Here is a 24172-nt window from a genome sequence, read left to right as displayed (position 1 = left end):
CCCCCCCCCCCACGTCGCCGTGCGAACAACCCGTCGCCGCACGGGGGTTGACCGCCGGTGGCAGCCGCTGGTTGAGTGGCTCAGCCACTCATCCACCCCCTCAGGAGGCATCCGTGGAGGCACTGCCCCGCGAGACGATCGTGGACGTCCTCGAAGCCAAGCTGCGCGACGACATCCTCGACGGACGCCATCCGGCAGGAAGTTACCTGCCCCCCGAGCGCCAACTGGCCGACGGGTACGGCGTCACCCGCACCACCCTCAAGCACGCCTTCGGACGCCTCGTCCAGGCCGGCCTCCTGGAGACTCGGCACGGTGTCGGCACCAAGGTGCGCGACTACACCCGCCTGGGCGGCGCCGACCTCCTGCCGATGCTGGTGCGCCACGACGCGAAATGGGTCCGGGAGATCTTCGAAGTACGGCGCTCCGTGGGCGCGTTGATAGCCGAGCGGGCCGCGGCGCGGGCCACCCGCAAGCAGCACGCCGAACTGGGCCGCCTCCTGGACGCCGTACGGGAGGCGGACGGCGCCGACGCCGTGCAGCTCGCCGACGTCGAGGTGCACCGCGCCCTCGCCCGGGCGACCGGCAATCGCGTGTACGTCCTGCTGACCAACACGCTCTTCAACGCCTACCTCCCCGTACGCGCCGCCCTGCGCGGCCCCTTCACCGATCCCGAGGCCGCCCACCGTCGACTCGCCCCCGTCGTGGAGGCCGTGACGTCCGGCGACGCCCGCCGGGCGCACGCCGCCGCCGACGCCTATCTGCGCGACACCGAGAAGGTCATGCTGGGGGGACTGGCATGAGGGGTACGACGTTCACGGAGATCATGCTCGGCACGGTTCGGCTCGACGGCGGGGACCGGGTCCGCCGGATCCGCCTCGACCTGCGCGCCGGGTCCGACGAGGTCCTGCGGCCGCACCGCACCACCCAGGCCCGGCTCGGCGGCCGGGTGCGCATCACCGGTCTCGCCGACGACCCGGACGCCACGGGCGAGTTGGAGATCTCGCCCCTCGCCCGCCGCCGCATCCGCTACCGGCTGGCCTTCACCGCCGGGGGCCGCTCCTTCACCCTGGACGGCTGGAAGTCGGTGACCCCGCGCCATCCGGTGAAGTCGATGACCGTGCTGCCGTTCACGCTGTACGAGGACGGCACGAGGGCCGGGCAGGGCACCCTCCGCTTTCCCGTCACGACCGGTCTCGCGCCCTTCCTGCTGAGCTTCCGCTTCCCCCGCCGTGAGGACCCCGCCGAGTACGCCGCGCCGCGCTGGGACGGCACCCCCGGCCGTACCGAGGTCTGGTACACGACCCTCACCGACCCCGCGACGCGCACGGGCATCTGGCTGCATCACGAACTGGTCGCGCCCACCGACGGATCGACGCCCGTGGCCCACGGCTGGGCGGCCGTCTTCCCGCCGGAGGGGGAGGTCCGCCATGTCCGCTTCGGACCGGCGCCCTGGAACGAACCGGCGCACGGATTCTCGGCAGCCGGAGTCGACGCCTCTCCGGGACGACTGACCGGCAGCGCCGGTGACTTCGACTGGGACCTCACCGAACAGCCCCTGTCCGAGCCGCTGTTCACCTTCCCCCGCTGGTCCTGGCAGCGCCCCCTCCTGCCCGCCGCCCACATGCTCCCGGCCGCCCGCGCCACGTACGACGGCACCTTCAGCGACGGCAGGAACACCCTGACCCTGCGCGCCGCCCCCGGCGCCTCCGCCCGCATCCACGGCCATGGCAACGCCCACCGCTGGGCCTGGCTCCACGCCGACCTGGGCGACTCCGACGTCCTGGAGGTGGTCGCCGCGGTGTCGACACGGCCCGTGCTGCGGCGCCTGCCCCCGCTGGTCTTCCTGCGGCTACGGCACCGGGGCCGCACCTGGCCGCGGCGGGCCGAGCGTTCGGCGGTCGGCCTGCTCGGGATCGGCCGGTTCCGGGCCCGGATCGGACTGCCCCTCTGGTCGGTGACCGGCCGCACGCTGCTGCGGCGTATCCGCATCGAGGTCACCCAGCCCGGGGACCGCACGCTCACCCTGGACTACCGCGACCCGGACGGCGCCGAGGCGGTGTGCCGCAACAGCGAGAGCGCCGACGCGACGGTCCTGCTGGAGCGCTGGTGGGGACGCTGGCGCAGCGAAGCCTCATGGACGTTGCAGGGCACCGCGCACGCGGAGGTGGGGAACCGGTGACCGCGCCCGGACTGGTGGCCGCCCTGCTCGCCGACACCGGGGACGAGGAGTGGCTCAGGCGCGTGCCCGGCAGGCTCGACACGTTCCTGTCCGCACTGCCCGCACCCGTGCGGGCCGGAGTGCGGGCCGCCGCCACCGCCGTGGACGCGTACGCCGTCCTGCACAGCGGGCGCCGGCTGGCCCGCCTCACCCCGGACGAGCGCGAGACGGTGCTCGGCTCGCTCGCGGCGCGCCCCGGACTCGTACCGGCGCTCGACCTCCTCAAGGTACCCGTGCTGCTCGCCGCGGCCACCGAGCGGAGCCCGGCCCCACGGGCGCCGCGCGCCCCCGAGGACCCGCCGCTGGACTGCACGCCCGCCGGGGAGTGGCCCGACCGCGCCACCGCCGACGCCGTCGTGGTGGGCTCCGGCGCCGGGGGAGCGGTGGCCGCGCGCACCCTGGCACGCGCCGGGCTCTGCGTCGTCGTGCTGGAGGAGGGCGAGCATCACACCACGGCGTCCTTCGGGCGCCGCGCCCCACTGGACCGCTTCACCGACCTGTACCGGGACGGCGGCGCGACCGCCGCCGTGGGCAACCCGCCCCTCCTGCTGCCGGTCGGGCGGGCCGTCGGCGGCACCACAGTCGTCAACTCCGGTACCTGCTACCGCACTCCGGACCACGTCCTCGACCGGTGGAGCAGCCGCCACGGCTTCCACCTGGCCGACGGATTCCCCGCCCGGCTCGACGAGATCGAACGCACGCTGCGCGTCGCCACCCAGCCCCTCGACGTCCTCGGCAGCAACGGCCTGCTCGCCCTGGCCGGTGCCGAGCGGCTCGGCTGGCGGGCCGGGCCGCTGCGCCGCAACGCACCGGGCTGCAAGGGCTCCTGCCAGTGCGTGGTGGGCTGCCCCACCGGAGCCAAGCAGAGCGTGCAGCTCTCCGTCCTGCCGGAGGCCTGCGCCGACGGGGCGCGCATCGTCACCGGCGCCCGGGTCCTGCGGATCCTGCTCGACCCCGCCCGGCCGGGCCCGCCGCGGGCGGCCGGCGTCCTGGCGTGCCGGGCGGACGGCAGCGAGCTGGAGATCCTCAGCCCCCTCGTCGTCACGGCCACGGGCGCACTGCAGAGCCCGCCGCTGCTGCGCCGCTCCGGCCTCGGCGGCCATCCCCGTCTCGGCCGCAACCTCAGCGTCCACCCGGCCACCAGCGTCGCGGGCCGCTTCGAGGAACCGGTCACTTCCTGGGAGGGCGTCCTGCAGAGCGCAGGAGTCGAGGAGCTGCACGACCGTGGCATCCTGATCGAGGCGACCGCGAGCCCGCCCGGGATGAGCAGCTTCGTCCTGCCCGGCCTCGGTCGCTCCCTGCGCCGCGAACTGGAGGGAGCCGACCGGCTGGCGGTCCTCGGCGCCATGATCGCCGACCGGCCTTCGGGCCGGGTACTGGGCCGCGACCGTACCCTCGTCCGCTACCGCCTGGACCCCCGGGACGGCGACCGGCTGATGACGGCCGTACAGGCCATGGGCCGCGTCCTGTTCGCCGCGGGCGCCCAGGAGGTCCTCACCGGCATCCCGTGCGCGCCGCGCGCCCGTACCCTCGACGAACTCGATGCTCTGCTCGCCGGGATCACCCCCCGCGATCTGCACCTGTCGGCCTTCCATCCGACCGGCACCGTCGCCGCCGGCGGCGACCCGCTGCGGGCGCCGGCCGATCCCGAGGGACGGCTGCGTGGTGTCGACGGGGTCCTCGTCGTCGACGCGTCCGTGCTGCCGGGGTGTCCGGAGGTGAACCCGCAGCTCAGCATCATGGCGGCCGCGCTGGCCGTCACCGAGAACTACCTCGAACCGTCATCCAGCAGACGGGCGAGCACGGCGGCGTGACTGGTGTCCGGCTCCTTGGAGGCGGTCAGCAGCGTCACGGTCCCCTTGGCGGCCAACTCCCGGACGTGAGCCAGGAGTTCGGCCGCCTCCGGGACGTCCAGTTCCGCCTCGTACCGGTCGGAGAACTCCTCGTAGGAGCCCTCGCCCGCGTGGAACCAGCGGCGCAGGTCGGTCGACGGGGTGAGTGCCTTCGGCCACTCGTCCACGTGCGCCGCGTCCTTCGACAGCCCGCGCGGCCACAGCCGGTCGACGAGGACGCGGACACCGTCGTCCGCCTCGGGCGATTCGTACACACGCCGCACGCGCACGCTCATGACCGGTCCTTCCCATGGAGAACAGATGCTGTCGAGCGTAGAGCGGCGGTGTCGCGTGACGCAGCGTGACATGGCCCGAACGAGGAATGGCCCGGGGGCGCGCGGGCACCTGTGGCAGGGCGCCCCGCGGGCCCCAGCCGTACCGGTGTCGGGCTCAACTCGCTGTTCACCACGTGGATGTAGGGTCTGGGGCGGTCGAACAACACCTAAAACCTGACGAGTTCCTCACATGTGTCGGTCACAGTCGATCCGTGATCATGAATAGACCCCGTGTCGCCCTGCTCGCCGCCTCCCTGTTCCTCACGGGATGCGGCGGCGGGGCCGTGGCGTCGCCGGGCCACGGGCCGGGCGCCGTGCCGCCGTCGAGCGCTCCCGCCGCCGGCTCACCGGTCTCGGCCTCGCCCGAGATGTCCGCCCAGGGCGCTCCGCTGCACCTGCCCGGCCTGGGGCCGAAGACCCTGGCCGAGATCCCCGCCGACGCCCGCCAGGCGGTCGTCGTGACCGGCCGTGGCAAGAACTCCCCGCAGTCCACCGCCGTCCTGTACCGCCGCACCGAAGAGGGCTGGCAGGCCGGCGCCGCCTGGCCCGCGCACAACGCGCTCAAGGGCTGGTCCGAGCACCACGTGGGCAACGACCTGCGCTCGCCCATCGGCGTCTTCGGCCTCACCGACGCCGGCGGCCTCCTGCGCGACCCCGGCTCGCGGCTCCCGTACCACCACTCCGGCGGATTCACCTCACCCGGCACGGGGTTCGAGGGCGAACCGCTCGCGGGTGCCTTCGACTACGTGGTCGCGATCAACTACAACCGCAAGGCCGGCACCTCACCCCTCGACTGGACCCGCCCGCTCGGACCGAACCGCGGCGGCGGCATATGGTTCCACGTCGACCACGGCGGCCCCACGCACGGCTGCGTGAGCATCTCCGAGCAGCACATGAAGGAGCTCCTGCACACGCTGGACCCCGGACTCCACCCCGTCGTCGTCATGGGCGACGCTCCGTCCCTGGCCCGCTGACCGCTTAGGATCCGCCGCGTGTGCGCACATGTGCTGGTCGCCGAGGACGACGAGATGCAGGCCGAACTCATACGCCGCTCGCTGCTGGCGGAGGGACACACGGCCACGGTGGTCCACGACGGGGCGGCCGCGCTGGACGCGGCCCGCAGGCTGAGACCCGATCTCGTGGTCCTCGACCTGATGCTGCCCCTCGTCGACGGGTTCGGGGTCTGCCGGGTCCTGCGCGGCGCCGACCAGCCCGACGGTGACATCCCCGTGCTGATGCTGACCGCGCGCTCGGACGAGGACGACGTCCTGCTAGGTCTGGAACTGGGCGCCGACGACTACATGACCAAGCCGTACAGCCCCCGCGAGCTGATGGCCCGCATCCGCACGGTGCTGCGGCGCAGCGGCCGTGCCGTCGGCGTACGGGAGGACCCCGTCGTGCGGGCGGCCGGGCTGGCCGTCGACCCGGAGCGGCACGAGGTGCGCTGCGACGGCGCTCCGGTGGAGTGCACGCCGGCCGAGTTCCAGATCCTGCTCGCCATGGCGGCCGAGCCCGAACGGGTCTTCTCCCGGCGGCAGTTGCTGCAGTGCACCCGCGGCTTCGACCGGGCCTCCACCGAGCGCGCCGTCGACGTGCACATCATGAACCTGCGCCGGAAGATCGAGGCCGACCCGCGGCGCCCGGTGCGGCTGCTGACCGTGTTCGGGGTCGGCTACAAGCTCAGCGGCGGCCGGCCGTGAAACGCCGTATCCCGCTGCGCAAGCGGCTGTTGGTGCGGCTGCTGATCGCGTCGGTCCTCATCGCGGTGTGCTCCGTGGCGGCGACGGCCTGGCTCGCGGTGGAGACCACCACCCGCGCCCTGCGCGAGGAACAGGGGCAGGACCTCGCCGACGACATGAAGATCCTCGCCGAGCTCAGCGGCTACGCCGCCACGCACCCCCGGTGGAACGGCGTCCAGCCCCTCGTCCGCGACCTGGCCGCGCGGACCGGCCGGCGCATCGCGCTGACGACCGCCGACCGCACGCCGATCGCCGACTCGGCCCGCAAGGGCACCGCCCTCCCGCTCGGCGCGGCAGCCACCGTCGACCCCCTGCACAGCGACACCTACAGCGAGTCCGGCGCGCAGCTCACCGGCATCGATCCGCGGGCGGTCGGCCCGTACCGGCTCACCGCGGGCGAACGCGACAGGCTGCGGGCGATCGCCGAGAAGCAGCGGTCCTGCTACTCCCGGTTCAGCATCGACACGAAGATCGAGACGATGCCGAGCGGCCGCCCCGTCATCCTCAATCCGGACGGGACCACCGCCCCCGACTACGTGCCCGAGGAGTGCGGCTACGGACAGGTCGCCACCCCCACCCGCACCGAGACCAAGGCCCTGGACGCGCTCACCACGGGGGCCCGCGGCTGCCTCGACCGCCAGGGCCTCGGCTCCGACGGACCGCTGTACCTCATGCTCAATCCCAACGGGAGGGCCGCATCGAGCCGGTACGTCATCGGCAAGTACGCCAAGATGGGCGACACTTCGGCCATGAAGACCGCGCAGAGCTGCGCGGACGACGCCCTGCGCGCCCAACTAGACCCCTACGTCGCACCCGTGGCCGAGCTCTACCTCGGGGACGACGAGACCGCCCCGCCGCGCTTCGACATGTCCCCGGCCAACAAGGCGAAGATCGTCGGCGCCGCGGGTCTCGTGCTCGCCGTGACCGTCGTCGTGACGGCCGTCGTCGCCACCCGGCTGGTACGGCCCCTGCGGGCGCTGACCGAGGCCGCGCAGCAACCGCCCGACATGCATGTACGGGTGCCGGTGACCACACGGGACGAGACCGGCATCCTGGCCGAGGCGTTCAACGACCTGACCGAGCGGCGCGAACGCCTGGAGTCCCAGCGCAAGGCCATGGTCAGCGACATCGCACACGAACTGCGCAGCCCGCTCACCAACATCCGCGGCTGGCTGGAGGTCACCCGCGACGGCGTCGTCGAACCGGACGCCGCGCTGCTCGCCTCGCTGCACGAGGAGGCGCTGGTGCTCCAGCGCGTCATAGACGACCTCCAGGATCTTGCGGCCGCCGACGCGGGCACCCTGCATCTGCACCGCGAACCGGTGTGCGCCGAGGACCTGCTGGACCAGGTCGCCGCAGCCCACCGCGTCGCCGCCGACGCGGCCGGCGTCACCGTACGCACCGAGGACGGCGGCAAGCCATGGGTGGACGCCGACCCGGTGCGCATGCGGCAGGCGCTCGGCAACCTGGTCTCCAACGCGCTGCGGCACACACCCGCGGGCGGCACGGTCACCCTGGCGGCCCGCCGCGACGGCGACGAGGTCGTCTTCACCGTGGCGGACACCGGGACCGGTATCGCCCCGGAGGACCTGCCGCACGTCTTCGAACGGTTCTGGCGCGCCGAGAAGTCCCGCAGCCGCCGCACCGGCGGCAGCGGGCTCGGCCTGCCGATCGTCCGTCATCTGATCGCCGCGCACGGCGGCAGCGCCGTGGCGGCCTGCGAACCCGGCTCCGGCGCCGAGTTCACCTTGCGCATGCCCGGCGTCCCGGAGCCACAGGGCTGAGTGTTCGCGCCCGGGTCCGGGTCGTCAGTGGCGTGCCGACGCGCGTTGCCTCCGCCGCAGCGCGCGCCGTTCCATCTCACTCGTGCCGCCCCAGACGCCCATGCACTCCGTGGTGTCCAGCGCCCAGCGCAGACACTCCTCCAGGACCGGGCAGCGCCGGCACACCGCTTTCGCCTTCTCGGTCTGCATCAGGGACGGGCCCGAGGTGCCGATCGGGAAGAAGAGGTCGGGGTCCTCGTTGCGGCACGCGGCGTGGTCTCGCCAGTCGTCCATCAATGTCACCTGCGATCGAATTCGTACGTGCCCTCGCGGATGGCTTACTCGATTGCGGGTCACCTGTCGATGCGTGAGTGAAACAACGGAGTTCTGAGAAGACCGCCGGGCGCCCCTTTCACTGCTCGCGCATACCCCACGGTGAGCCGTACGCGGTCAGCAGATCCAGGAACGGACCGGCCGGGAACGCCTCGGGGCCGAGCACGCCCGAGCCGGACCAGGCGCCGGTGGCGACGAGTTCCAGGGCGACGACCGGATTGACGGCGGTCTGCCACACCACCGCCTGGCTGCCGTACTCCGCCGTGGACCACTGGTTGTCGACCACGTGGTACAGGTACACCTCACGTGGCGCACCGTCCTTGACGCCGCGCACCCAGGCGCCCGCACAGGTCTTGCCGTGCATCCGCTCGCCCAGCGTCGCCGGGTCGGGCAGGCACGCGGCGACGACGTCGCGGGGCGAGACCCGCACCGGTCCCGCCGCGCTCGGCACGGTCACCGGCTCGGTGCGGTCCAGGCCCAGCAGGTGCAGCGTCTTGAGCGTCTCGATGAACTCCCGCCCCAGGCCGTACTTGAACGTCACCCGGTCCGCCTTCACCCAGCGCGGGACGAGAAGCACCTCCTCGTGCTCGACGTTCACGCACTCGACGGGGCCGATGCCCTCCGGGAAGTCGAACACCTCCGGCTCGCTGAACGGCTCGGTGGTGAACCAGCCGCGGTCGGCCTCGTAGACGACCGGCGGGTTCAGGCACTCCTCGATGGTGGTCCAGATGCTGAAGGACGGGGCGAAGTCGTAGCCGTCGACGGTGAGGTTCGCGCCGTCGCGGACGCCGATCTCCTCGATCTCGTCGAAGAGTTCGTCGGCGGCGTACCGGGCGAAGACGTCCGACAGACCCGGCTCCACGCCCATGCCGACCAGGGCCAGCGCACCCGCCTTCTCCCACTCCTCGGCCTGCGCGAACTGGTCGTCTCCGAGCTTGACGCCACAGGTGCCGTACGGCTGCTCGGGGTGTGGGTGGGACAGCGACATCGCCATGTCGAGATAGGTGGCGCCGGCGGCCCGGGCCGCGCGGAACAGCGGCATCACGAAGCGCGGGTCGGTGGCGTTGAGGAGCACGTCGCACTCGTGCCGGCGCAACAGGCCCGCCACGGCGGCCTCGTCGCCCGCGTCGACGCGCTCGGCGCTGAAACGGTCGTCGTCGAGCGCCGCGACCGCCGCCTCGGAGCGCGCGGGGTCGTAGTCGGCGACCACCATCGCCTCGAAGAACGGCCGCCGGGCGGCGATCCGGGTGATGGCCGTGCCGACGCCGCCGGCACCCACGAGCAGTACACGCATGACAGATCTCCCTGATCTGAGGATCGGTGACGAGGGGCCCCGCCGCAGATACAACGCCGCGGGTCACGTAAGGTCAATGGCGTTGGCATAAGGCGAAAGGCGTGTCGTGCCCAAACCGGTGGTCCCCGAGGAGAAGCGGCGCAGGCGCCGGCCCACGAAGAGCGGCACGGTGCTGTCGGAGGACCTGATCGTCGAGACCGCGCTGCGCATGCTGCGCGAGCACGGCAGCGCGGGCCTGACCGCCCGCCGCCTCGGTCTCGCCCTGGACGCCGATCCGAGCACGCTCTACCGCTACTTCCGCGGCATGGACGACCTCACCCTCGCCATCGGAGACGCGCTCATCGGCCAGGCCCTGGACGGCTGGCGCCCGACGGGGGAGTGGCGCGCGGACCTGCGCTCCGTCGGCCTGCGTATCCACGCCGCCTACGTCGGCCACCCGCAGGCGGCGGTACTGACCACGAGCCGCGTCACGGGCCGCGCGAACGAACTCGCCGCCGACGAGGCGGTGTTGGACGTCCTGCGCACGGCGGGCTTCCCCCTCCCCGACACGGTGCGCATCTACCACGCATTCATCGACCAGACCCTGGCCTTCGCCGCCCTGGACGCCGCCTCCCTGGCCCTGCCGAGCGCGGCCCTGCACGCCGACGAGGCCATGTGGCGCTCCACCTACGCCCGCCTGCCCCGCACCACCCACCCCCGCATCGCCGAGGCGGCCCCCCTCCTGGCGACCCGCATGACCACAAGCGCCTACCCGACGGCCCTGGAAATGCTGCTGGAGAGCGCGGCGGCACAGCTGGAGTCGCTGCGCTGAGGGGCAGGCTCCGCTCGAGGTCACGCGAGCGCTTCCGCCTTCGGCGCTCTGAACTCGCCGCCCTGGCCTCGGCGAGCGCGGCGCCGCCCGCGGAGGGAGCCATGGGGCGGGCTATACCTGTGCCCGCCTGCTCCGCGCCAAGCACAGCGCGGCGGCACAGCTGGAGCCGTTGCGCTGAGGGGCAGGCTCCGCGACCTTGCCGAGCGCGGCCCTGCACGGGGACGAGCCAGGTGGCGTTCCACCCACACCCGGCCGCCCCGCGCTTCAAGTCACCTCAGCGCCTCCGCCGCAGCCATAAGTATCGCTTCCGCCACCGCAGCCAGTGCCGGCGAGTCGAGTTTCCACTGCTGCCAGTACAGGGGTACGTCCAGGGCCAGGTCCGGGGCGAGGAGGACGACGCGGCCGGCGTTGAGCAGGGGTTCGGCCTGTACCTCGGGCACCAGACCCCAGCCCAGACCCGCGGCGACGGACTCCGCGAAGCCCTCCGAGGTCGGCACGTAGTGCCGCTCGCGGCTCGCGCCGACCCGGTCTTGGCGCAGCCGGCGGACGAAGGCGTCCTGGAGGTCGTCGCTGCGGTCGAAGCCCACGGTCGGCGCCGTGGCGAGGACCTCCCGCAGCGGTCCGCCGAGATGCTCGCGGGCGAAGTCGGGGTGGGCGACAGGGACGTAGCGCATCTTCCCCAGCGCCCGCACCGAGCAGCCCGTCACAGGCTCGGGCGACGAGGTGACCGCGGCCATCACCAGCCCCTCCCGCAGCAGGCTCGCGGTGCGGGTCTCGTCCTCGCGGCGCAGCTCGAAACAGAGCCGCGGCTCCTGCCCGACCCGCGTGAGCGCGGGGAGGAACCAGGTGGCGAGGGAGTCCGCGTTCACCGCGATCGACACCCGGGTCGGCTCCCCGGCACCGCTCATGCCGAGTTCGGCGCGCGCGTCGCGCTCCAGCCGCGCCAGCTGGCGGGCGAACCGCACGACGACCTCGCCCGACTCGGTGGCCCGCACGGGCTTGGTGCGCATCAGCAGCACCCGTCCCGTGCGCTGCTCCAGCGCCTTGACCCGCTGGCTGACCGCCGAAGGCGTCACCTGCAGCGCCGCGGCCGCCGCGTCGAACGTGCCCTCGTCCACCACCGCGAGCAGCGTCCGCACCTGGTCGAGGGGAAGCTCCGTCAGCTCAGACTTCACGAGGGCTAAGGATACGTAAGAATCTTTAGCTGTACGTCAGAAGGGCGCTTGCTTAGCGTCAATGGCATGACAAACGCCTTGACCACCGCCGCGGCCGGATTCGGCACCGGCCTCTCGCTGATCGTCGCCATCGGTGCCCAGAACGCCTTCGTCCTGCGCCAGGGCATCCGCCGCGACGCGGTCCTCGCGGTGGTCGGCATCTGCGCCCTGTCCGACGCCCTGCTCATCGCGTTCGGCGTCGGCGGGGTCGGCGCGGTGGTGGTGGCGTACCCGCAGGCGCTCACCGCGGTCGGCTGGATCGGCGGCGCCTTCCTGCTCTGCTACGGCGTCCTCGCGGCCCGGCGCGTGCTGCGGCCGGGCGACGCCGCCCTCCGCACGGAGGGCGAGGCGGCGGGCTCGCGCCGGCGGGCCGTGCTCACCTGCCTGGCGCTGACCTGGCTCAACCCGCACGTCTACCTCGACACGGTGTTCCTGCTCGGGTCGATCGCCGCCCACCGGGGCGAGCTGCGCTGGACGTTCGGCCTCGGCGCCGCCCTCGCCAGCCTCTGCTGGTTCGCGGCGCTCGGCTTCGGGGGACGGGCGCTGGGCCGCTTCCTGGCGAGGCCCGCGGCCTGGCGGGTGCTGGACGGACTGGTGGCCGCGACGATGATCACGCTCGGCACGCTGCTGGCCGTCCGGGCATGAGCCGTCCGCGCATGAGCTGTGAGAACCGACCGGCCCCGTACCGAACTCCCTGGCGGTGCTGCCATAGTGGACGCTGAAACTCTGTAGATGTAGCAAGCAACCAGGACGGTCGTGGACACCAGCGAGAGCAGCACGGAACCGCAGACACCGGAGCCCGGGCCCGTCGTGGCCGACCCGCCCCGGAGCGGGTGGCGCCGCTGGGCCATGGACACCCGGCCACTGCGCATCCCGGCCTACCGCCGGCTGTGGTCCTCGACGATCGTCACGGCCGTCGGCAGCCAGCTCACCGCGGTCGCGGTCCCCAAGCAGATCTACGACATCACCGGCTCCTCGGCCTGGGTCGGCGCCGCGAGCCTCGCCGGGCTCGTGCCGCTGATCGTGTTCGCGCTGTGGGGCGGGGCCGTGGCCGACAGCATGGACCGGCGCAAGCTGCTCCTGATCACGAACACCGGCATCGCCGTCACCTCGCTGCTGTTCTGGGTCCAGGCGTTCACCGGCCTGGAGTCGGTGGCCGCGCTGATGGTCCTGCTCGCGATGCAGCAGGCGTTCTGGGGTCTGAACGCGCCCGCCCGCACGGCCTCCATCGCCCGCCTGGTGCCCGAGGCGCAACTCCCCGCAGCCAACGCCCTGGGCTCGACCGTCATGCAGACCGGCCAGGTCGTCGGACCGCTGCTGGCCGGCGTGCTGATACCGGTCATCGGTCTCCCGGAGCTGTACCTGATCGACGCGCTCGCGCTGTGCGTCACGGTGTGGGCCGTCTACAAGCTGCCCGCCCTGCCGCCGCTCGCGAGCGGCGCCAAGCGCCGCGCCGGCGTCCGCGAGATCGTGGAGGGCTTCCGCTACATCTCCATGCACAAGGTGCTGCTGCTGTCCTTCCTCGCCGACATCGTTGCCATGGTCTTCGGCATGCCGCGCGCCCTGTTCCCGCAGCTCGCCGCCGAGACCTACGGGTCCTACGGCGAAGGCTTCGCCCTGGGGCTGCTGTTCGCTGCGATCCCCATCGGCGCCGTCCTCGGCGGCCTGTTCTCCGGCACCTTCTCCCGGGCCCGCAGGCACGGCTGGATGGTGATCGGCGCGGTCGTCGCCTGGGGCGTCGCGATCACCGGGTTCGGCCTGAGCGGCAACCTCTGGATCGCTGCGGCGTTCCTGGCCCTGGCAGGCCTGGCGGACATGGTCTCCATGGTGTTCCGCGGCGCCATCCTGCTCTCCGCCGCCACGGACGAGATGCGCGGCCGTATGCAGGGTGTCTTCACCGTCGTCGTCGCAGGCGGCCCGCGTCTCGCCGACGTCCTGCACGGCACGGCCGGCTCCGCCTTCGGCCCCGGTGCGGCGGTGGCGGGCGGCGGCGTCCTGGTGGTCGCCGTGATGCTGGCGCTGGCGGCGGCGGTTCCGGCGTTGCGGCGATACCGGATCTGACGCCCCTACAGCACGCTCCGTCCCCGGCGGGCGTTCTCCATCAGCTTGCCGCGGGTCGTCTCCAGCCGGTGCGCGAGGATCTCCGCGACGCTGCGCACCAGGGAGAGGCCGAGTTGGGTGTCCTCCTCGCACAGCCGCAGCACCGCCGCCGCGTCGAACTCGTAGGCGCGGACCGGGCTGAAGGCCTCCGCGCCGAAGTCCCACTCGTGCGGCGGGAACAGCCAGGACCAGCCGAGGAGATCGCCCGCGCCGAGGCTCGCCACGGTGACCCGTTGCAGCGAGTTGACCCGTTGGTCGAGGGTGACCGCGCCGGAGCGGATGACCCAGAAGCGGTCCGCCCGGCCGCCCGCCTCGAAGATCCGGGTGTCCTCCGGAAAGGAGACCTCCTGCGCGAGCGCCATCAGGCTCCGGCGCTGCGGAGGGGGCAGGGCGGTCAGCAGTTTCGTCGCTTTGGTCATGACGCGGGGCTCCTCGCCGAGGTTCGGATGCGCTGCTTTCCCTACGCCCATTTCAGCCGCTACGGCCGCCCTGAGCACCTTGGCGTACGGCAGTTCCCGCAAAATACCCGCGGACATGAAAAAGCCCTGGCTGGACGGGGGAGACCAGCCAGGGCCGTAAGCGGTGGCGGCGGAGGACGGTACGGTCGACTCCGTCACCACGTATGCATGAACGCTAAACCATCCACGGGGGTTTCGCCCAATCAGAAGCGGGTCAAGTGACCTGATTCACTTTGCGGCCTCCTTGCCTGAGGCGGCCACCCTGATCGTGTTGAACTCGGGATCGCCGGCGTCGGGCAGGTTCATCCCCGCCTCCAGACCGGTGCGCAGATACCGCAGTACGGGCTCGGTCAGCCGCTCGCCGGGCAGGACCGCCGGGATACCGGGCGGGTACGGCGTGATCATCTCCGCCGCGATGCGGCCGGCCGCCTTCTCGGTCGACACGTACGCGGTGGGGCCGAAGAAGGCGTCCCGGGGCAGTTCGGCCTGCTCCATGCGCAGTTCGGCCGGTGACGGCACGTCGACCCGCGGACCCGATCCGAGCCCCGGCGCGGCACGGGCCAGGTCCTTCAGCGCGGCGAGCAGCTCCCCGGTCGTCTCGCGGTCGTCGGCGTGCGTGATCTGCGCGCCGATGCGGCGGTGGTCGACCACATGGGTGTCCAGGGCCCGCTCGTCGCGCAGCCAGTCCGCGGCCCGGAAGCCCGTGACGCCGAGCCGGTCGATGTCGATGATCCCGGGCAGCGGGTCGAAGTCGTCGGCCAGGTCCGGGCCGCAGAAGTCGTCCCGGTCGTTGACGTGCATCCCTTCGATCTCCTCGATCGCGGCCCGGACCTCGGCCGCGAGGTCCAGGGCACCACCCATGAGTTCCCGCCCGCGCAGAGCCATCTGGCGGCGCCAGCCGTCGAGTCCGGCGTAGATCAGCACCGAGGGACTGGTGGTGCCCAGCAGGTCCGCCCGCGTCTTCAGCAGATCCGGTGCGACGAGGTCGCCCTGGAGATGGAAGACGGAGCCCTGCTCCAGCCCGCTGCCCATCTTGTGGATGCTGGTCACACAGATGTCGGCGCCCGCGTCCATCGCCCACGACGGCAGGTCGGGGTGGAACGGCAGATGCGCACCCCAGGCCTCGTCCACGATCAGCGGGACGGACCGGCGGTGGCAGACGTCGGCGATGGCCCGCAGGTCGGCGCAGGCACCGTACGGCGTCGGGCTGGTGACCAGCGCGCCCTTGGCGTCGGGATGGGCGGCGAGGGCGGACTCGTAGGCATCGGCGGACGGTGGATGCGCGAGATGGCGCCGCGGGTCCCAGCGCGGCTCGACCCAGACGGGCTCGATGCCGGACAGGATCAGGCCCGACACGACCGACTTGTGAGCGTCCCGCCCGATCAGCAGCTTCTCGTGCGGTCCCGCGACGGACAGCATCGCCGCCTTGACGGACAGGGAGCTGCCGCAGGTGGTGAAGAACGTGTGGTCGGCGTGCACGGCGTCGGCCAGCAACCGCTCGGCACGTTCCAGGACCTGTCCCCGGGTGAGCCGGTCGTCCAGCCCGCCCGACGCCAGCACGTCACCCAGGAACACCGCGTCACCCAGCACCTCGCGCACGGCGGGGTCGGCGCCGCGTGCCTGTTTGTGGCCGGGCGGCGTGAACCCCAACCGCCCGCGGCGGTGATACTCGACCAGGGCTTCCAGCACGGGTGCTTCATTGTGATCGACAGCCATGCGCACCCGGGTTCCCGGCATCGTGTGACGTCAATCGGGCGGATCCGGTGAAAGGCGGTGATCCCGCCGTCAGCCCTGTGCGGCGCGCTCGCCCGGGTTCAGGATCTCGTCCAGCACCCGCAGCACCACCTCGTAGGCGAGTGTCCGTACGCCCGCCTCGCGTGCCGCCTCCGGATCGGTCGCGCGCAGGCCCTCACCGCGCTCCCGCCATGTCTCCTCCTCCTGCTGCGCACAGGCACGTGCCCGCTGGATGCGCCTCAGCAGCTCGTCTGAGTCCACGACATCGGTCATACGATCCGCGTACCCGCGTTGCGCCATGAGATGACCGCGGCTTCCGGATCCCGGCAGGAGGTTTGAGGGGGCCGGGGCAGGTGAGCTGTAACACAGAGACCTGCGGCGCTCGCGCGGCGGACGGTGGAATCGCCGCGAAACGGGCGGGGGAAGGCCGTGTCGGCGAGGCTCCGCCCGGACACGGCGACCGCAGGTGTGACCGATCCGGCCTCCCTCCCCCCGCACGTGGAGGCCGGAGCTTCACCGACCAGGGAGCCAGGCGATGTGCGAGGAGCACAGGACCCCATCCGTCCACGAGCGGCCGGGCGCGCAGCGGACCACCCCGTCACGCTCGTGCAAACCCGCCGAGGCGCGACAAGCCGTCGAGAGAGCGGTGACCGAACGCTGCCGGACCACGCACATCCCCTGCGATCCGGCCGCCCTCGGCGACGCTCTGCTCGTGGCCTCGGAGCTGATGACCAACGCGATCCTGCACGGCGGCGGGGTCACCGACTTCCGCGTCGACGTCGTCGACACCAACGTGAGCGTCTCGGTGTGCGACCGCAGTGACCGGCTGCCCGTCGCGAGGAACGCCACGGATCTGCGACGGCGCCAGCGCATCGGCGGCCACGGCTGGCCCATCGTGTGCCGGCTGGCCCGTGATGTCCACGTGGTCGAGCTGCCCACGGGCGGCAAGTGCATCACTGCCGTGGTCCCCTTCAGCTGAAATCCTTTTTCTCCTCGTGCTCACCGGTGTTTGGCCCGGCGGGGTCAGGGCATACGGAGGTTCGTGCTTCGGACCGGAGGCGCGCCAGCGGGAGCGGTATGGCTCCCCGGGCCCTCAGTCGGTCCGGGCGTCGACGGTCCCGCGGTATGTCCCTGAAACCCACGTTCAGGAGCGATTCCGCATGCTCATCGACACGTCTGCAAGCGCCCCCGGCACGCAGGAAACCCGCACGGCCGCCCCCTCGGGGCGGCGGCACGACGACGCCCCCGACACGGCCGACCTCTTCGCTCGGCTCGCTGTCCTGGAGGACGGCCCGGAGCGGGAGGCGGTACGCGACGAACTCGTCACGGCCTGGCTGCCCATGGCCCACCGGATCGCAGGCCGCTTCCGCGACCGCGGAGAGTCCGTCGAGGACCTCCGCCAGGTCGCGGCGCTCGGCCTGGTGAAGGCGATCGACCGGTTCGACCCCGAACGGGGCGCCTTCGAGAGCTACGCCGTTCCCACCATCACCGGCGAGGTCAAGCGTCACTTCCGCGACCGGATGTGGGCGCTCAGGGTGCCCCGCCGGGTGCAGGAACTGCGCAACAAGGTCCGGGTGGCCCGCCGGGACCTCATCCAGACACCGGGCACCCCCGAACCCACCGCCGCGGACATCGCCGCCCACACCGGACTCACCGAGGACGAGGTGAAGACCGGACTGGAGGCCCTGGAGAGCTTCAGCACCCTGTCCCTGGACGCCGAGCTCTCCGGCGACGAGGACGGCTACAGCCTCGCGGACACCCTCGGCTCCTCGGACTCCTCGTTCGACATCGTGATCGACCGCGAGTCCGCCAAGGAGGGCCTGCGGCACCTGCCCGAGCGGGAGCGCGCCATCCTCTACATGCGCTACTTCGAGGACATGACGCAGAGCCGCATCGCCGACCAGCTCGGCATCTCCCAGATGCACGTCTCCCGTCTCATCAGCCGCAGCTGCGCCCGGGTACGGGCGGAGGCGATGGGCCAGCGGAACACCCGCCGCCGGAACACCTCGGCTTGAGCGGCCACAAGTCAACGAGGAGAGACAGAGGATGCTGATACCTCATCCCGCCGTGCTGCGCAGGCTGGTCGAGGAGTACGAGGCCGTGGTGGCCGAGGACGCCGAGACGGGCAAGGCCCGGGCGAGCACGCGGGCGCAGGATCTGGCGTACACGCTGTGCGTGTCGACCGGCACGCGCGATGTGAGCCACGCCCTGCGGGCGGCGCGCCGGATGCTCACCGCGATGTCCGTGGCCGGCCCGGAGACGCCGGGGCCACGCACGCCGAGCGCACCCGCCGTCCGTCCGGACACGACCGAGATCGCAATTCCATGACGGATCCGGGGCACTGCACCGGGGATGAGGAGGCGGAGCGCGACGAGCTCCAGCGGCTCCGGGCCGAGGCGCGCGACCTGCGCGCCCGCGCCCGGGTCTACCCGCTGATCTCGCAGGCGCAGGGCATCGTGCAGGAGCGCTACCGGCTGCCCGACGCGGACAGCGCCTTCGTGCTGATGCAGCGGGCCTCGCAGCGGTTCAACATCAGGATGCGCACGCTGGCCGACTTCGTCGCGACCGTGCCGGGCCCGGACCCACGGGAACAGCTGTGGTTCCCGCGACGACTGCGGCAGCCGGAGCCGGACCTGCGTCTGGAGCCCGAACACCGGCCGGACACGCACAACCGCGGCGGAGTCCTGGGTGCCGTACTGAGCCAGACGCTCGCCGTGGTCGGCACCGGGATGGGCAACGTCCAGGTGACCGACCGGGCGGGCCGCGGTCTGGTTTTGGAGAAGCACACCGGTCTGCCGGTCGACTTCGTCGAGTTCTTCGCCTACGTCGGTGCGGACGGCACCGCCTGTGCCCAAGCCGCACGCGAGCGTGTCCAGGTCACCGTCCGTGACGTGGAGACGGACCCCGTCTTCGACGAGCCCGCCCGGGCGGCGATCCTCGCGGCGGGCAGCAGGGCCTGTCACAGCGTCCCGCTCACCACCACGTCGGGCCGGTGCGTGGGGATGGTCTCCGCCCACCTCGACCGCACGTTCCAGGGGCTGACGAAGACCCAGCTGAAGGCACTGGACGTGGTGGGCGCCGACGGCGGCCGGTGGCTCGCGTGGCACGACAGCACGGTCGTGGTGGACGCGCTGGAACATCTGCACGGAGTCGGCCGCCGGATGCGGGGCACAAGGTTGCGCAGGCAATGACAGCGCGTCGTACGGCCCGGTGGCAGCCGGGCCGTACGGCCTTGGGGAGGTGCTGATGAACGCGAACGCCATGCCGCGGTCCGGTCGGCTGGGAGCCGAGCGGGCCGCGCGCGGTTCGGTGACCGAGGGCGCGGCCCGGATGGGACTCGCCGCGCGCGGCGCGATCTACCTGCTGGTCGGCGTACTAGCCCTGCAGGTCGCCTTCGGCGACACCCACCGTCAGGCCGACCGCGGCGGCGCCCTCGAAACGCTGGCCGGAAAGCCCCTCGGCGTGGTCCTGCTGTGGGCGCTCGGCGCGGGGCTGGCCGGCATGGCGGTGTGGCGCCTGTCGGTGGCGGTCTTCGGCTCGGTCGGGCCGGACGGCCGCAAGGCGCGCAAGCGGCTCATGGCGGCATGCGGCAGCGTCTTCTACGCGTGCGTCGCGTACTCCGTGCTGAGCTTCGCGGTCGGCCCGCACAGCGGCGGCGGATCGAGCGACCGGCAGTCCCGTGACGTCACGGCGCGGGCGCTGGGCCTGCCCGCCGGGCAGTGGCTCGTCGGCGCGGTCGGGGCCGGCGTCGTCGTGGCGGGCGTGTGGATCGCCGTCCAGTCCGTACGGCGCAAGTACCACGAGGATCTCAAGCTGGGCGCGATGTCGCGGTGGAGCCGGCGGCTGGTGGACGTCACCGGCGTCGGCGGCGGTGTGGCGCGCGGCCTGGTCTTCACCGCGGCCGGTGCCTTCGCCGTGCGGGCGGCGGTCGACTACCAGCCCGACCGGGCCAAGGGCATGGACGACACCCTGCGCTCCTTCGCCCACACCCCGCTCGGCCCCTCGCTGCTGGCCTGCGTCGCGGCCGGTCTCATCCTGTTCGGCCTGTTCTCCTTCGCACTGGCGAGGTGGTGTCGCGTCTGAGCCGCGCGGGACGGGGAACACGGTCCGGATGAGCGAATCCGAGTTTCAACCGGAGCACCGGCCCGTCGACCTCTACCTCGGTCTCCTGCGCGCCCGGATGGACACGGAGGACTACCGGCAACTGCTCGACGTCGTCGAACCGGTCCTGCGAGCGCTGGAAGAACACCGCCTGCCCGCCGTCGACTTCGCACTGGACGGGGAGGACGGGCAAGGCCTGTCCCAGGAGGTCCGCGACGAGGCCGCGCTGGTCATCGCGGCCGCCGTCACCGGCCGCCTCGACAACGAGGTCGTCGAGATCGACCTCGAGGGGAGTGGTCCGGTCAGGGTGATCACCGACGCGGACACCGCCTCGGACCCGGAACGGCTGGGCGAGATCGCCGACTACATCAAGGAACGCCATCGCCAGGACGAGGAGCTGCGTGGTATCGCCGAGGCGAGCGGACTGCCCACCGACTTCTGAGGGTGGTCACCGCTTCGGCTGCGCCACCGGCACCTTCAGCGGCCGGGCGAGGCCCACCACCGCCTCGTCCAGGCGCTGGAGATGCCTGAGCACCCGGTCGGTGATGCGGCCGTAGCGCGAGGTGCCGGGCTGGTCGGTCTCCAGGAGCGCGGCGATGCTCGCGCCCGTCTGGACCTCGACGGCGGCCCGCTCGTCCGCGACGCGTGCCGAGATGGTCTCGATGTTGCGCAGAATGCGCTGTCCGGCCCGCCGGAGCCGTGGATCCGCGGCGATCGAGGGGTGCGTGGGCAGGAGTTCCGCCATGGCGGCCAGCGAGCGTGCGTGGTACGCGCAGGTCTCCAGGAGCGCGACGACGTAGCGCGCGGTGTTGCGTCGCGTCCGCATCGGGGTGACGGGGTGGGTGAGCGGCTGTGTCGCGGCCCGCAGGTCGGCGAGCGCCTGGTCCAGATCGCGCGCCTTGTCGAGCAGGTCGGCCGGGTCGCCGCCGCTGAGCTGGTCGACGGCCGCCTCGGTGACGTCGGAGAGCCGGTCCAGCACGGTGACCAGGAGCTCGTTCGTACGGCTGTCCGTCTGTACCGGCAGCACGAACGCCGCCGCGATGATTCCGCAGGCCGCCCCGAGCGCCGTCTCCTCCACACGGAGCACCAGCACCGACAGGCTGTAGGTGTGCAGCAGGGTGTAGAGCACGCCCAGCGCGGCGGTGACGAAGAACGACATCAGCGTGTACGACAGCGGGGCCGTGTAGAACATCGCGAACACGCACAGCAGCACCAGCGCGAACGCCGTCCACGTGTGGTGCCCGACCAGGCCCGCGAGCAGCAGACCGGCCACCACGCCGAGCACGGTGCCCAGCAGCCGCCGGTAGCCCTTGACCAGGATCTCGCCGGTCGAGGCGGTGTTGATGAAGACGATCCAGCAGGTCAGCACCGCCCAGTACCAGCGCTGGCTGGAGAGGAACTCCCCGCCGATGATGGCGAGTGAGGACCCCACCGCGACCTGCACGGCGGCGCGCGTGGTGGGTCGCTCGAGCCCCGCCCGCGGCTCCTCCGCGGCCTCCTCGCCCGCGTCGATCGCCGCGTCCTCGGCGTCCAGCTCCTCGCGCGAACGAGCCGTCGAGGGGCTGTCGTCCGTGTCGTCCGGCGCCGCTCCGAGCGCGATCCGCAGGCCCAGTACCGCGCGGGCCGCCTCGCCGATGCCGCGGAAGACGTCCTGGACGGCGGGGGAGGCCTTGGGCAGGTTCTCCTCGTCCCGGTAACCGAGCAGCCGGTTGCGCACCTGGGCCAGGCCGGTCCCGGTTCCGGCGGACACGGGCCGCAGCACCAGCAGGCGCAGCGCCTCCAGATCGCGGCGCAGCGTGACGTTCGCCTCGTCCCGAACGGGCAGATGACCGCCCGGCGGGACCGGCGCGCCCGGCAGATGCAGGGTCAGCGTGTCCGCACGCTCGGCGCTGCGGGCGTTCAGCAGGAGCAGTCCGAGGCGCTCGGCGGCGATCTCGGCGTCCGCGATGCGGCGCTGTACCAGCCGCGCAGTGGCCTCGTCCGCGGTTCCCTCGTCGAGCCGGCCCTGGATCATCATGGCCGTCTCGTGCAGGCGTGAGGTTCCGTCACGTACATCCTCGAGCGCCTTGTCGATCTCGCCGGGACCCGCGTCGAGCAGGGCGAGCTGAGCAGTCACCAGCTGCGCCAGCCGCGCGCGGAAGGCCTCGCGCAGCCGCTCGAGGATGCCCGCGGGCGTCTCGTACACGAGCGCGAAGCGCACCACGGCACTGGAGGCGAAGGCGGCGGCGACCACCCCCCACAGCGTCGGCAGCGTCGACACACTGGCGCCGACGAACAGAGCCATGAAGTAGACCTGGAAGCCGATCAGGCCGAGCGCGGTGCCCCGGTCGCCGAAGCGGCGGACGTAGACGGCGCAGAAGATGAGGACGACGAAGAAAAGGTCGCCGCCCACCACCCGGGAGTGCAGGACCGCGGCAAGTGACACGGAGGCCAGCGCCACCGGAAGGCCGAGCGCCAGCGTGACCGCCTGCTGGGCGCGCTGCTTCTCACGGATGGCGAAGGTGGAGACCATGGCCGCGATGGCACCCGCCACCAGCAGCCGTACGTCGGCGCCGAACAGGGAGAGCACGAGCAGCGTGAAGGCGATGGAGCTCACCGTTCTCAGGCCCGCGGCCAGCCGCAGCAGTCCGGGATCGGACGCCGCGACGCGATCGCTCAGCCGATCCCGGACCGACCCACCCGCTGCCCTCACGCTGCCGTACTCACTCCCGCTTCACGTCATGATCAGGCTCTCAGGATCGCATGACGCGTCCGGAGCGTGCGCACCGGCTCAGACTTCCTTGCGGTCCGTCCCCTCGGCTTGGGCCCGCACCTGTTCCGGCGTCATGTAGGCGTCGGTGAACTCGAAGTCCTTCAGCCGGGCGGGTTTGCGCGCCTGGAAGCCGGTGCGCACGAAGTCGTCGCCGGCGATCGCGTTGAGCGTCCAGTTCGTGGCCACGCGGACCTTGGCGACGTTGGTGCGCAGCGCCCACCAGTGGTAGCCGCGGGCGGCGAACTGGGCGGGCAGGCCGTGCAGTTCGATGCCCAGCGGCTTGGAGACGGCGTCCGTGCCGCCGAGGTCGACCACGAGTCCGAGGTCCTTGTGCACGTACGGCGTCACCGGCCTGTTCCGCAGCGTAGCCACGACGTTGTCGGCGACGTGCGTGCCCTGCCGCATGGCGTGCTGGGCGGTGGGCGGGCAGACGGCGCCCTCGTCCCCCTTGGCCTGGTCGGGCACGGCCGCGGCGTCGCCGAGCGCGAAGACGCCGTCGTGGCCCGGCAGGTTCATCTCGGCGTTCACCGCGAGCCGGCCCCGCACGGTCTCCGCGCCGAGCGTGGCGATGAGCGGGCTGGCGACGACGCCGGCGGTCCAGATCAGGGTGCGGGTGGGCACCACGCGGCCGTCGGTGAAGGTGACCTCCTCGGGTCCCGCCTTGGCGATGGAGACGCCGAGGGAGACCTCGATGCCGCGCCGGCGCAGGATCTCCTGCGCGCTGCGGCCGAGCTTGTCGCCCAGTTCGGGCATCAGCTTCGGGGCGATGTCGATGAGGTGCCACTTGATGAGCCCCGGGTCGATGCGCGGGTAGCGCTTGACCGCGGCGTGCGTCAGCTTCTGCAGACACGCGGCGGTCTCGGTGCCGGCGTATCCACCGCCCACCACCACGAACTGCAGGCGCGAGGCCCGCTCGGCCGGGTCGTCGCTGGCGTCGGCCAGATCGAGCTGGGAGATGACGTGGTCGCGGATGTAGGCGGCCTCGGCAAGGGTCTTCATCCCGTACGCGTGCTCGGTCAGCCCCGGGATGTCGAAGGTGCGGGTGATACTGCCGGGGGCCAGCACGATGTAGTCGTAGTGCTCGTTGATGATCTGGTCGGTGATGGTGCGGATCACGCAGACCTTGGACTTCAGGTCGACGCCGATCGCTCCGCCCGGAATGATCCGGGTGCGGTACCTCTTGCTGCGTCGCAGTGACACGGCGACCGACTGGGGAGTCAGCACGCCGGAGGCGACCTGTGGCAGCAGCGGCAGGTAGAGCTGGTAGGAGAACGGCGTCACCAAGGTGACGTCCGCCTCGTCGGGCGCGAGTTTCCGCTCCAGCCGGCGTACGCATCCAACGCCGGCGAAGCCCGCGCCTACCACCAGGATCCTGGGTCGTGTCACGGTGTCCATCCCTCTCTGCGGCTCCAGGCGGTGTGCATCCAACGCCTCTCGCATGCCCTGGATCGCTGTGTGCACCACACCGATCCCACCGTGCCTCCAGCC

General features: G+C 72.3%; 24 protein-coding genes. 15 read left to right on the top strand and 9 right to left on the bottom strand.

Features of this window, described 5'->3' with window-relative positions:
* The first annotated feature begins 113 nt into the window (after positions 1-113).
* Genes ACGFYN_RS10415 through ACGFYN_RS10405 form a run of 3 tightly spaced genes read left to right on the top strand, consistent with a single transcriptional unit; the run spans position 114 to position 4032 of the window.
* Positions 114-800, top strand: coding sequence for a FadR/GntR family transcriptional regulator (locus tag ACGFYN_RS10415; RefSeq protein WP_393865373.1), 687 nt, complete (start codon positions 114-116; stop codon positions 798-800).
* A complete protein-coding gene (locus tag ACGFYN_RS10410) occupies positions 797-2179 on the top strand; it encodes a hypothetical protein (RefSeq protein WP_393865372.1) in 1383 nt (460 codons plus the stop codon). The genes ACGFYN_RS10415 and ACGFYN_RS10410 overlap by 4 nt, the downstream gene beginning before the upstream one ends.
* Complete coding sequence (locus tag ACGFYN_RS10405) at positions 2176-4032, top strand: GMC family oxidoreductase N-terminal domain-containing protein (RefSeq protein ID WP_393865371.1); 1857 nt, start codon at positions 2176-2178, stop codon at positions 4030-4032. The genes ACGFYN_RS10410 and ACGFYN_RS10405 overlap by 4 nt, the downstream gene beginning before the upstream one ends.
* On the opposite strand, the gene ACGFYN_RS10400 is transcribed toward ACGFYN_RS10405, so the two are convergent.
* Positions 3987-4346 (bottom strand): DUF488 domain-containing protein, encoded by a 360-nt coding sequence (locus ACGFYN_RS10400; protein ID WP_393865370.1) that lies wholly within the window; start codon positions 4344-4346, stop codon positions 3987-3989. The genes ACGFYN_RS10405 and ACGFYN_RS10400 overlap by 46 nt on opposite strands.
* Positions 4347-4603: 257 nt before the next feature.
* On the opposite strand from ACGFYN_RS10400, the gene ACGFYN_RS10395 reads away from it, so the two are divergent.
* The 3 genes from ACGFYN_RS10395 to ACGFYN_RS10385 are packed head-to-tail and all read left to right on the top strand — an operon-like array spanning position 4604 to position 7908.
* Positions 4604-5359: a L,D-transpeptidase family protein gene (locus ACGFYN_RS10395; RefSeq protein WP_393865800.1), complete on the top strand. Its 756-nt coding sequence runs from the start codon at positions 4604-4606 to the stop codon at positions 5357-5359.
* Between the two features lie 18 nt (positions 5360-5377).
* Positions 5378-6085: a response regulator transcription factor gene (locus ACGFYN_RS10390; RefSeq protein WP_393865369.1), complete on the top strand. Its 708-nt coding sequence runs from the start codon at positions 5378-5380 to the stop codon at positions 6083-6085.
* The gene (locus tag ACGFYN_RS10385; RefSeq protein WP_393865368.1) at positions 6082-7908 is read left to right on the top strand and encodes a sensor histidine kinase; all 1827 of its coding nucleotides are present in this window, start codon (positions 6082-6084) and stop codon (positions 7906-7908) included. The genes ACGFYN_RS10390 and ACGFYN_RS10385 overlap by 4 nt, the downstream gene beginning before the upstream one ends.
* A 24-nt stretch (positions 7909-7932) precedes the next feature.
* Here ACGFYN_RS10385 and ACGFYN_RS10380 read toward each other — a convergent pair whose 3' ends face one another.
* Both ACGFYN_RS10380 and ACGFYN_RS10375 read right to left on the bottom strand, forming a co-directional pair.
* Complete coding sequence (locus tag ACGFYN_RS10380; protein ID WP_393865367.1) at positions 7933-8181, bottom strand: WhiB family transcriptional regulator; 249 nt, start codon at positions 8179-8181, stop codon at positions 7933-7935.
* A gap of 118 nt (positions 8182-8299) precedes the next feature.
* On the bottom strand, positions 8300-9514 hold the full coding sequence (locus tag ACGFYN_RS10375) for a saccharopine dehydrogenase family protein (RefSeq protein WP_393865366.1): 1215 nt from the start codon (positions 9512-9514) through the stop codon (positions 8300-8302).
* A 106-nt stretch (positions 9515-9620) separates the two neighbouring features.
* Here ACGFYN_RS10375 and ACGFYN_RS10370 point away from each other — a divergent pair, with 106 nt between their 5' ends.
* Complete coding sequence (locus ACGFYN_RS10370; RefSeq protein WP_393865365.1) at positions 9621-10325, top strand: TetR/AcrR family transcriptional regulator; 705 nt, start codon at positions 9621-9623, stop codon at positions 10323-10325.
* Between the two features lie 269 nt (positions 10326-10594).
* On the opposite strand, the gene ACGFYN_RS10365 is transcribed toward ACGFYN_RS10370, so the two are convergent.
* Positions 10595-11500: a LysR family transcriptional regulator ArgP gene (locus tag ACGFYN_RS10365; RefSeq protein WP_393865364.1), complete on the bottom strand. Its 906-nt coding sequence runs from the start codon at positions 11498-11500 to the stop codon at positions 10595-10597.
* 66 nt (positions 11501-11566) lie between these two features.
* On the opposite strand from ACGFYN_RS10365, the gene ACGFYN_RS10360 reads away from it, so the two are divergent.
* Together ACGFYN_RS10360 and ACGFYN_RS10355 are read left to right on the top strand one after the other, a co-directional pair.
* Complete coding sequence (locus ACGFYN_RS10360) at positions 11567-12184, top strand: LysE/ArgO family amino acid transporter (protein WP_393865363.1); 618 nt, start codon at positions 11567-11569, stop codon at positions 12182-12184.
* Positions 12185-12295: 111 nt separating this feature from the next.
* A complete protein-coding gene (locus tag ACGFYN_RS10355) occupies positions 12296-13600 on the top strand; it encodes an MFS transporter (RefSeq protein WP_393865362.1) in 1305 nt (434 codons plus the stop codon).
* 5 nt (positions 13601-13605) lie between these two features.
* Here the strand turns inward: ACGFYN_RS10355 and ACGFYN_RS10350 are convergent, their stop codons facing one another.
* From ACGFYN_RS10350 to ACGFYN_RS10340, 3 genes are all read right to left on the bottom strand, one after another.
* Positions 13606-14058: a cyclic nucleotide-binding domain-containing protein gene (locus ACGFYN_RS10350; RefSeq protein ID WP_393865361.1), complete on the bottom strand. Its 453-nt coding sequence runs from the start codon at positions 14056-14058 to the stop codon at positions 13606-13608.
* A 267-nt stretch (positions 14059-14325) separates the two neighbouring features.
* Positions 14326-15813, bottom strand: a complete 1488-nt coding sequence (locus ACGFYN_RS10345) for an aminotransferase class I/II-fold pyridoxal phosphate-dependent enzyme (RefSeq protein ID WP_393865360.1) — start codon at positions 15811-15813, stop codon at positions 14326-14328.
* A gap of 69 nt (positions 15814-15882) precedes the next feature.
* The gene (locus ACGFYN_RS10340; RefSeq protein WP_393865359.1) at positions 15883-16104 is read right to left on the bottom strand and encodes a hypothetical protein; all 222 of its coding nucleotides are present in this window, start codon (positions 16102-16104) and stop codon (positions 15883-15885) included.
* A 262-nt stretch (positions 16105-16366) separates the two neighbouring features.
* Here ACGFYN_RS10340 and ACGFYN_RS10335 point away from each other — a divergent pair, with 262 nt between their 5' ends.
* The 6 genes from ACGFYN_RS10335 (at position 16367) to ACGFYN_RS10310 (ending at position 20374) form a co-directional block, all read left to right on the top strand.
* On the top strand, positions 16367-16810 hold the full coding sequence (locus tag ACGFYN_RS10335; RefSeq protein WP_393865358.1) for an ATP-binding protein: 444 nt from the start codon (positions 16367-16369) through the stop codon (positions 16808-16810).
* Between the two features lie 181 nt (positions 16811-16991).
* A complete protein-coding gene (locus ACGFYN_RS10330; protein ID WP_393865357.1) occupies positions 16992-17846 on the top strand; it encodes a SigB/SigF/SigG family RNA polymerase sigma factor in 855 nt (284 codons plus the stop codon).
* 31 nt (positions 17847-17877) lie between these two features.
* Positions 17878-18159, top strand: coding sequence for a DUF5133 domain-containing protein (locus tag ACGFYN_RS10325; protein WP_393865356.1), 282 nt, complete (start codon positions 17878-17880; stop codon positions 18157-18159).
* Complete coding sequence (locus ACGFYN_RS10320; RefSeq protein WP_393865355.1) at positions 18156-19022, top strand: ANTAR domain-containing protein; 867 nt, start codon at positions 18156-18158, stop codon at positions 19020-19022. Before ACGFYN_RS10325 ends, ACGFYN_RS10320 begins: the two co-directional genes overlap by 4 nt.
* A gap of 55 nt (positions 19023-19077) precedes the next feature.
* Positions 19078-19914: a DUF1206 domain-containing protein gene (locus tag ACGFYN_RS10315; protein WP_393865354.1), complete on the top strand. Its 837-nt coding sequence runs from the start codon at positions 19078-19080 to the stop codon at positions 19912-19914.
* 28 nt (positions 19915-19942) lie between these two features.
* Positions 19943-20374 carry a hypothetical protein gene (locus ACGFYN_RS10310; protein WP_393865353.1) on the top strand — a complete coding sequence of 144 codons (432 nt, stop codon included), beginning with the start codon at positions 19943-19945 and terminating at the stop codon, positions 20372-20374.
* Between the two features lie 6 nt (positions 20375-20380).
* Here the strand turns inward: ACGFYN_RS10310 and ACGFYN_RS10305 are convergent, their stop codons facing one another.
* Together ACGFYN_RS10305 and ACGFYN_RS10300 are read right to left on the bottom strand one after the other, a co-directional pair.
* A complete protein-coding gene (locus tag ACGFYN_RS10305; protein WP_393865352.1) occupies positions 20381-22624 on the bottom strand; it encodes an FUSC family protein in 2244 nt (747 codons plus the stop codon).
* Between the two features lie 78 nt (positions 22625-22702).
* Positions 22703-24079: an NAD(P)/FAD-dependent oxidoreductase gene (locus ACGFYN_RS10300; protein WP_393865351.1), complete on the bottom strand. Its 1377-nt coding sequence runs from the start codon at positions 24077-24079 to the stop codon at positions 22703-22705.
* Between the last annotated feature and the right edge of the window lie 93 nt (positions 24080-24172).

It is taken from the genome of Streptomyces sp. NPDC048419 (genome assembly GCF_043200415.1).
Classification (GTDB): domain Bacteria; phylum Actinomycetota; class Actinomycetes; order Streptomycetales; family Streptomycetaceae; genus Streptomyces.
The sequence above is the reverse complement of the archived record's forward strand: the minus strand, read 5'-3'. Positions and strand labels throughout refer to the sequence as shown.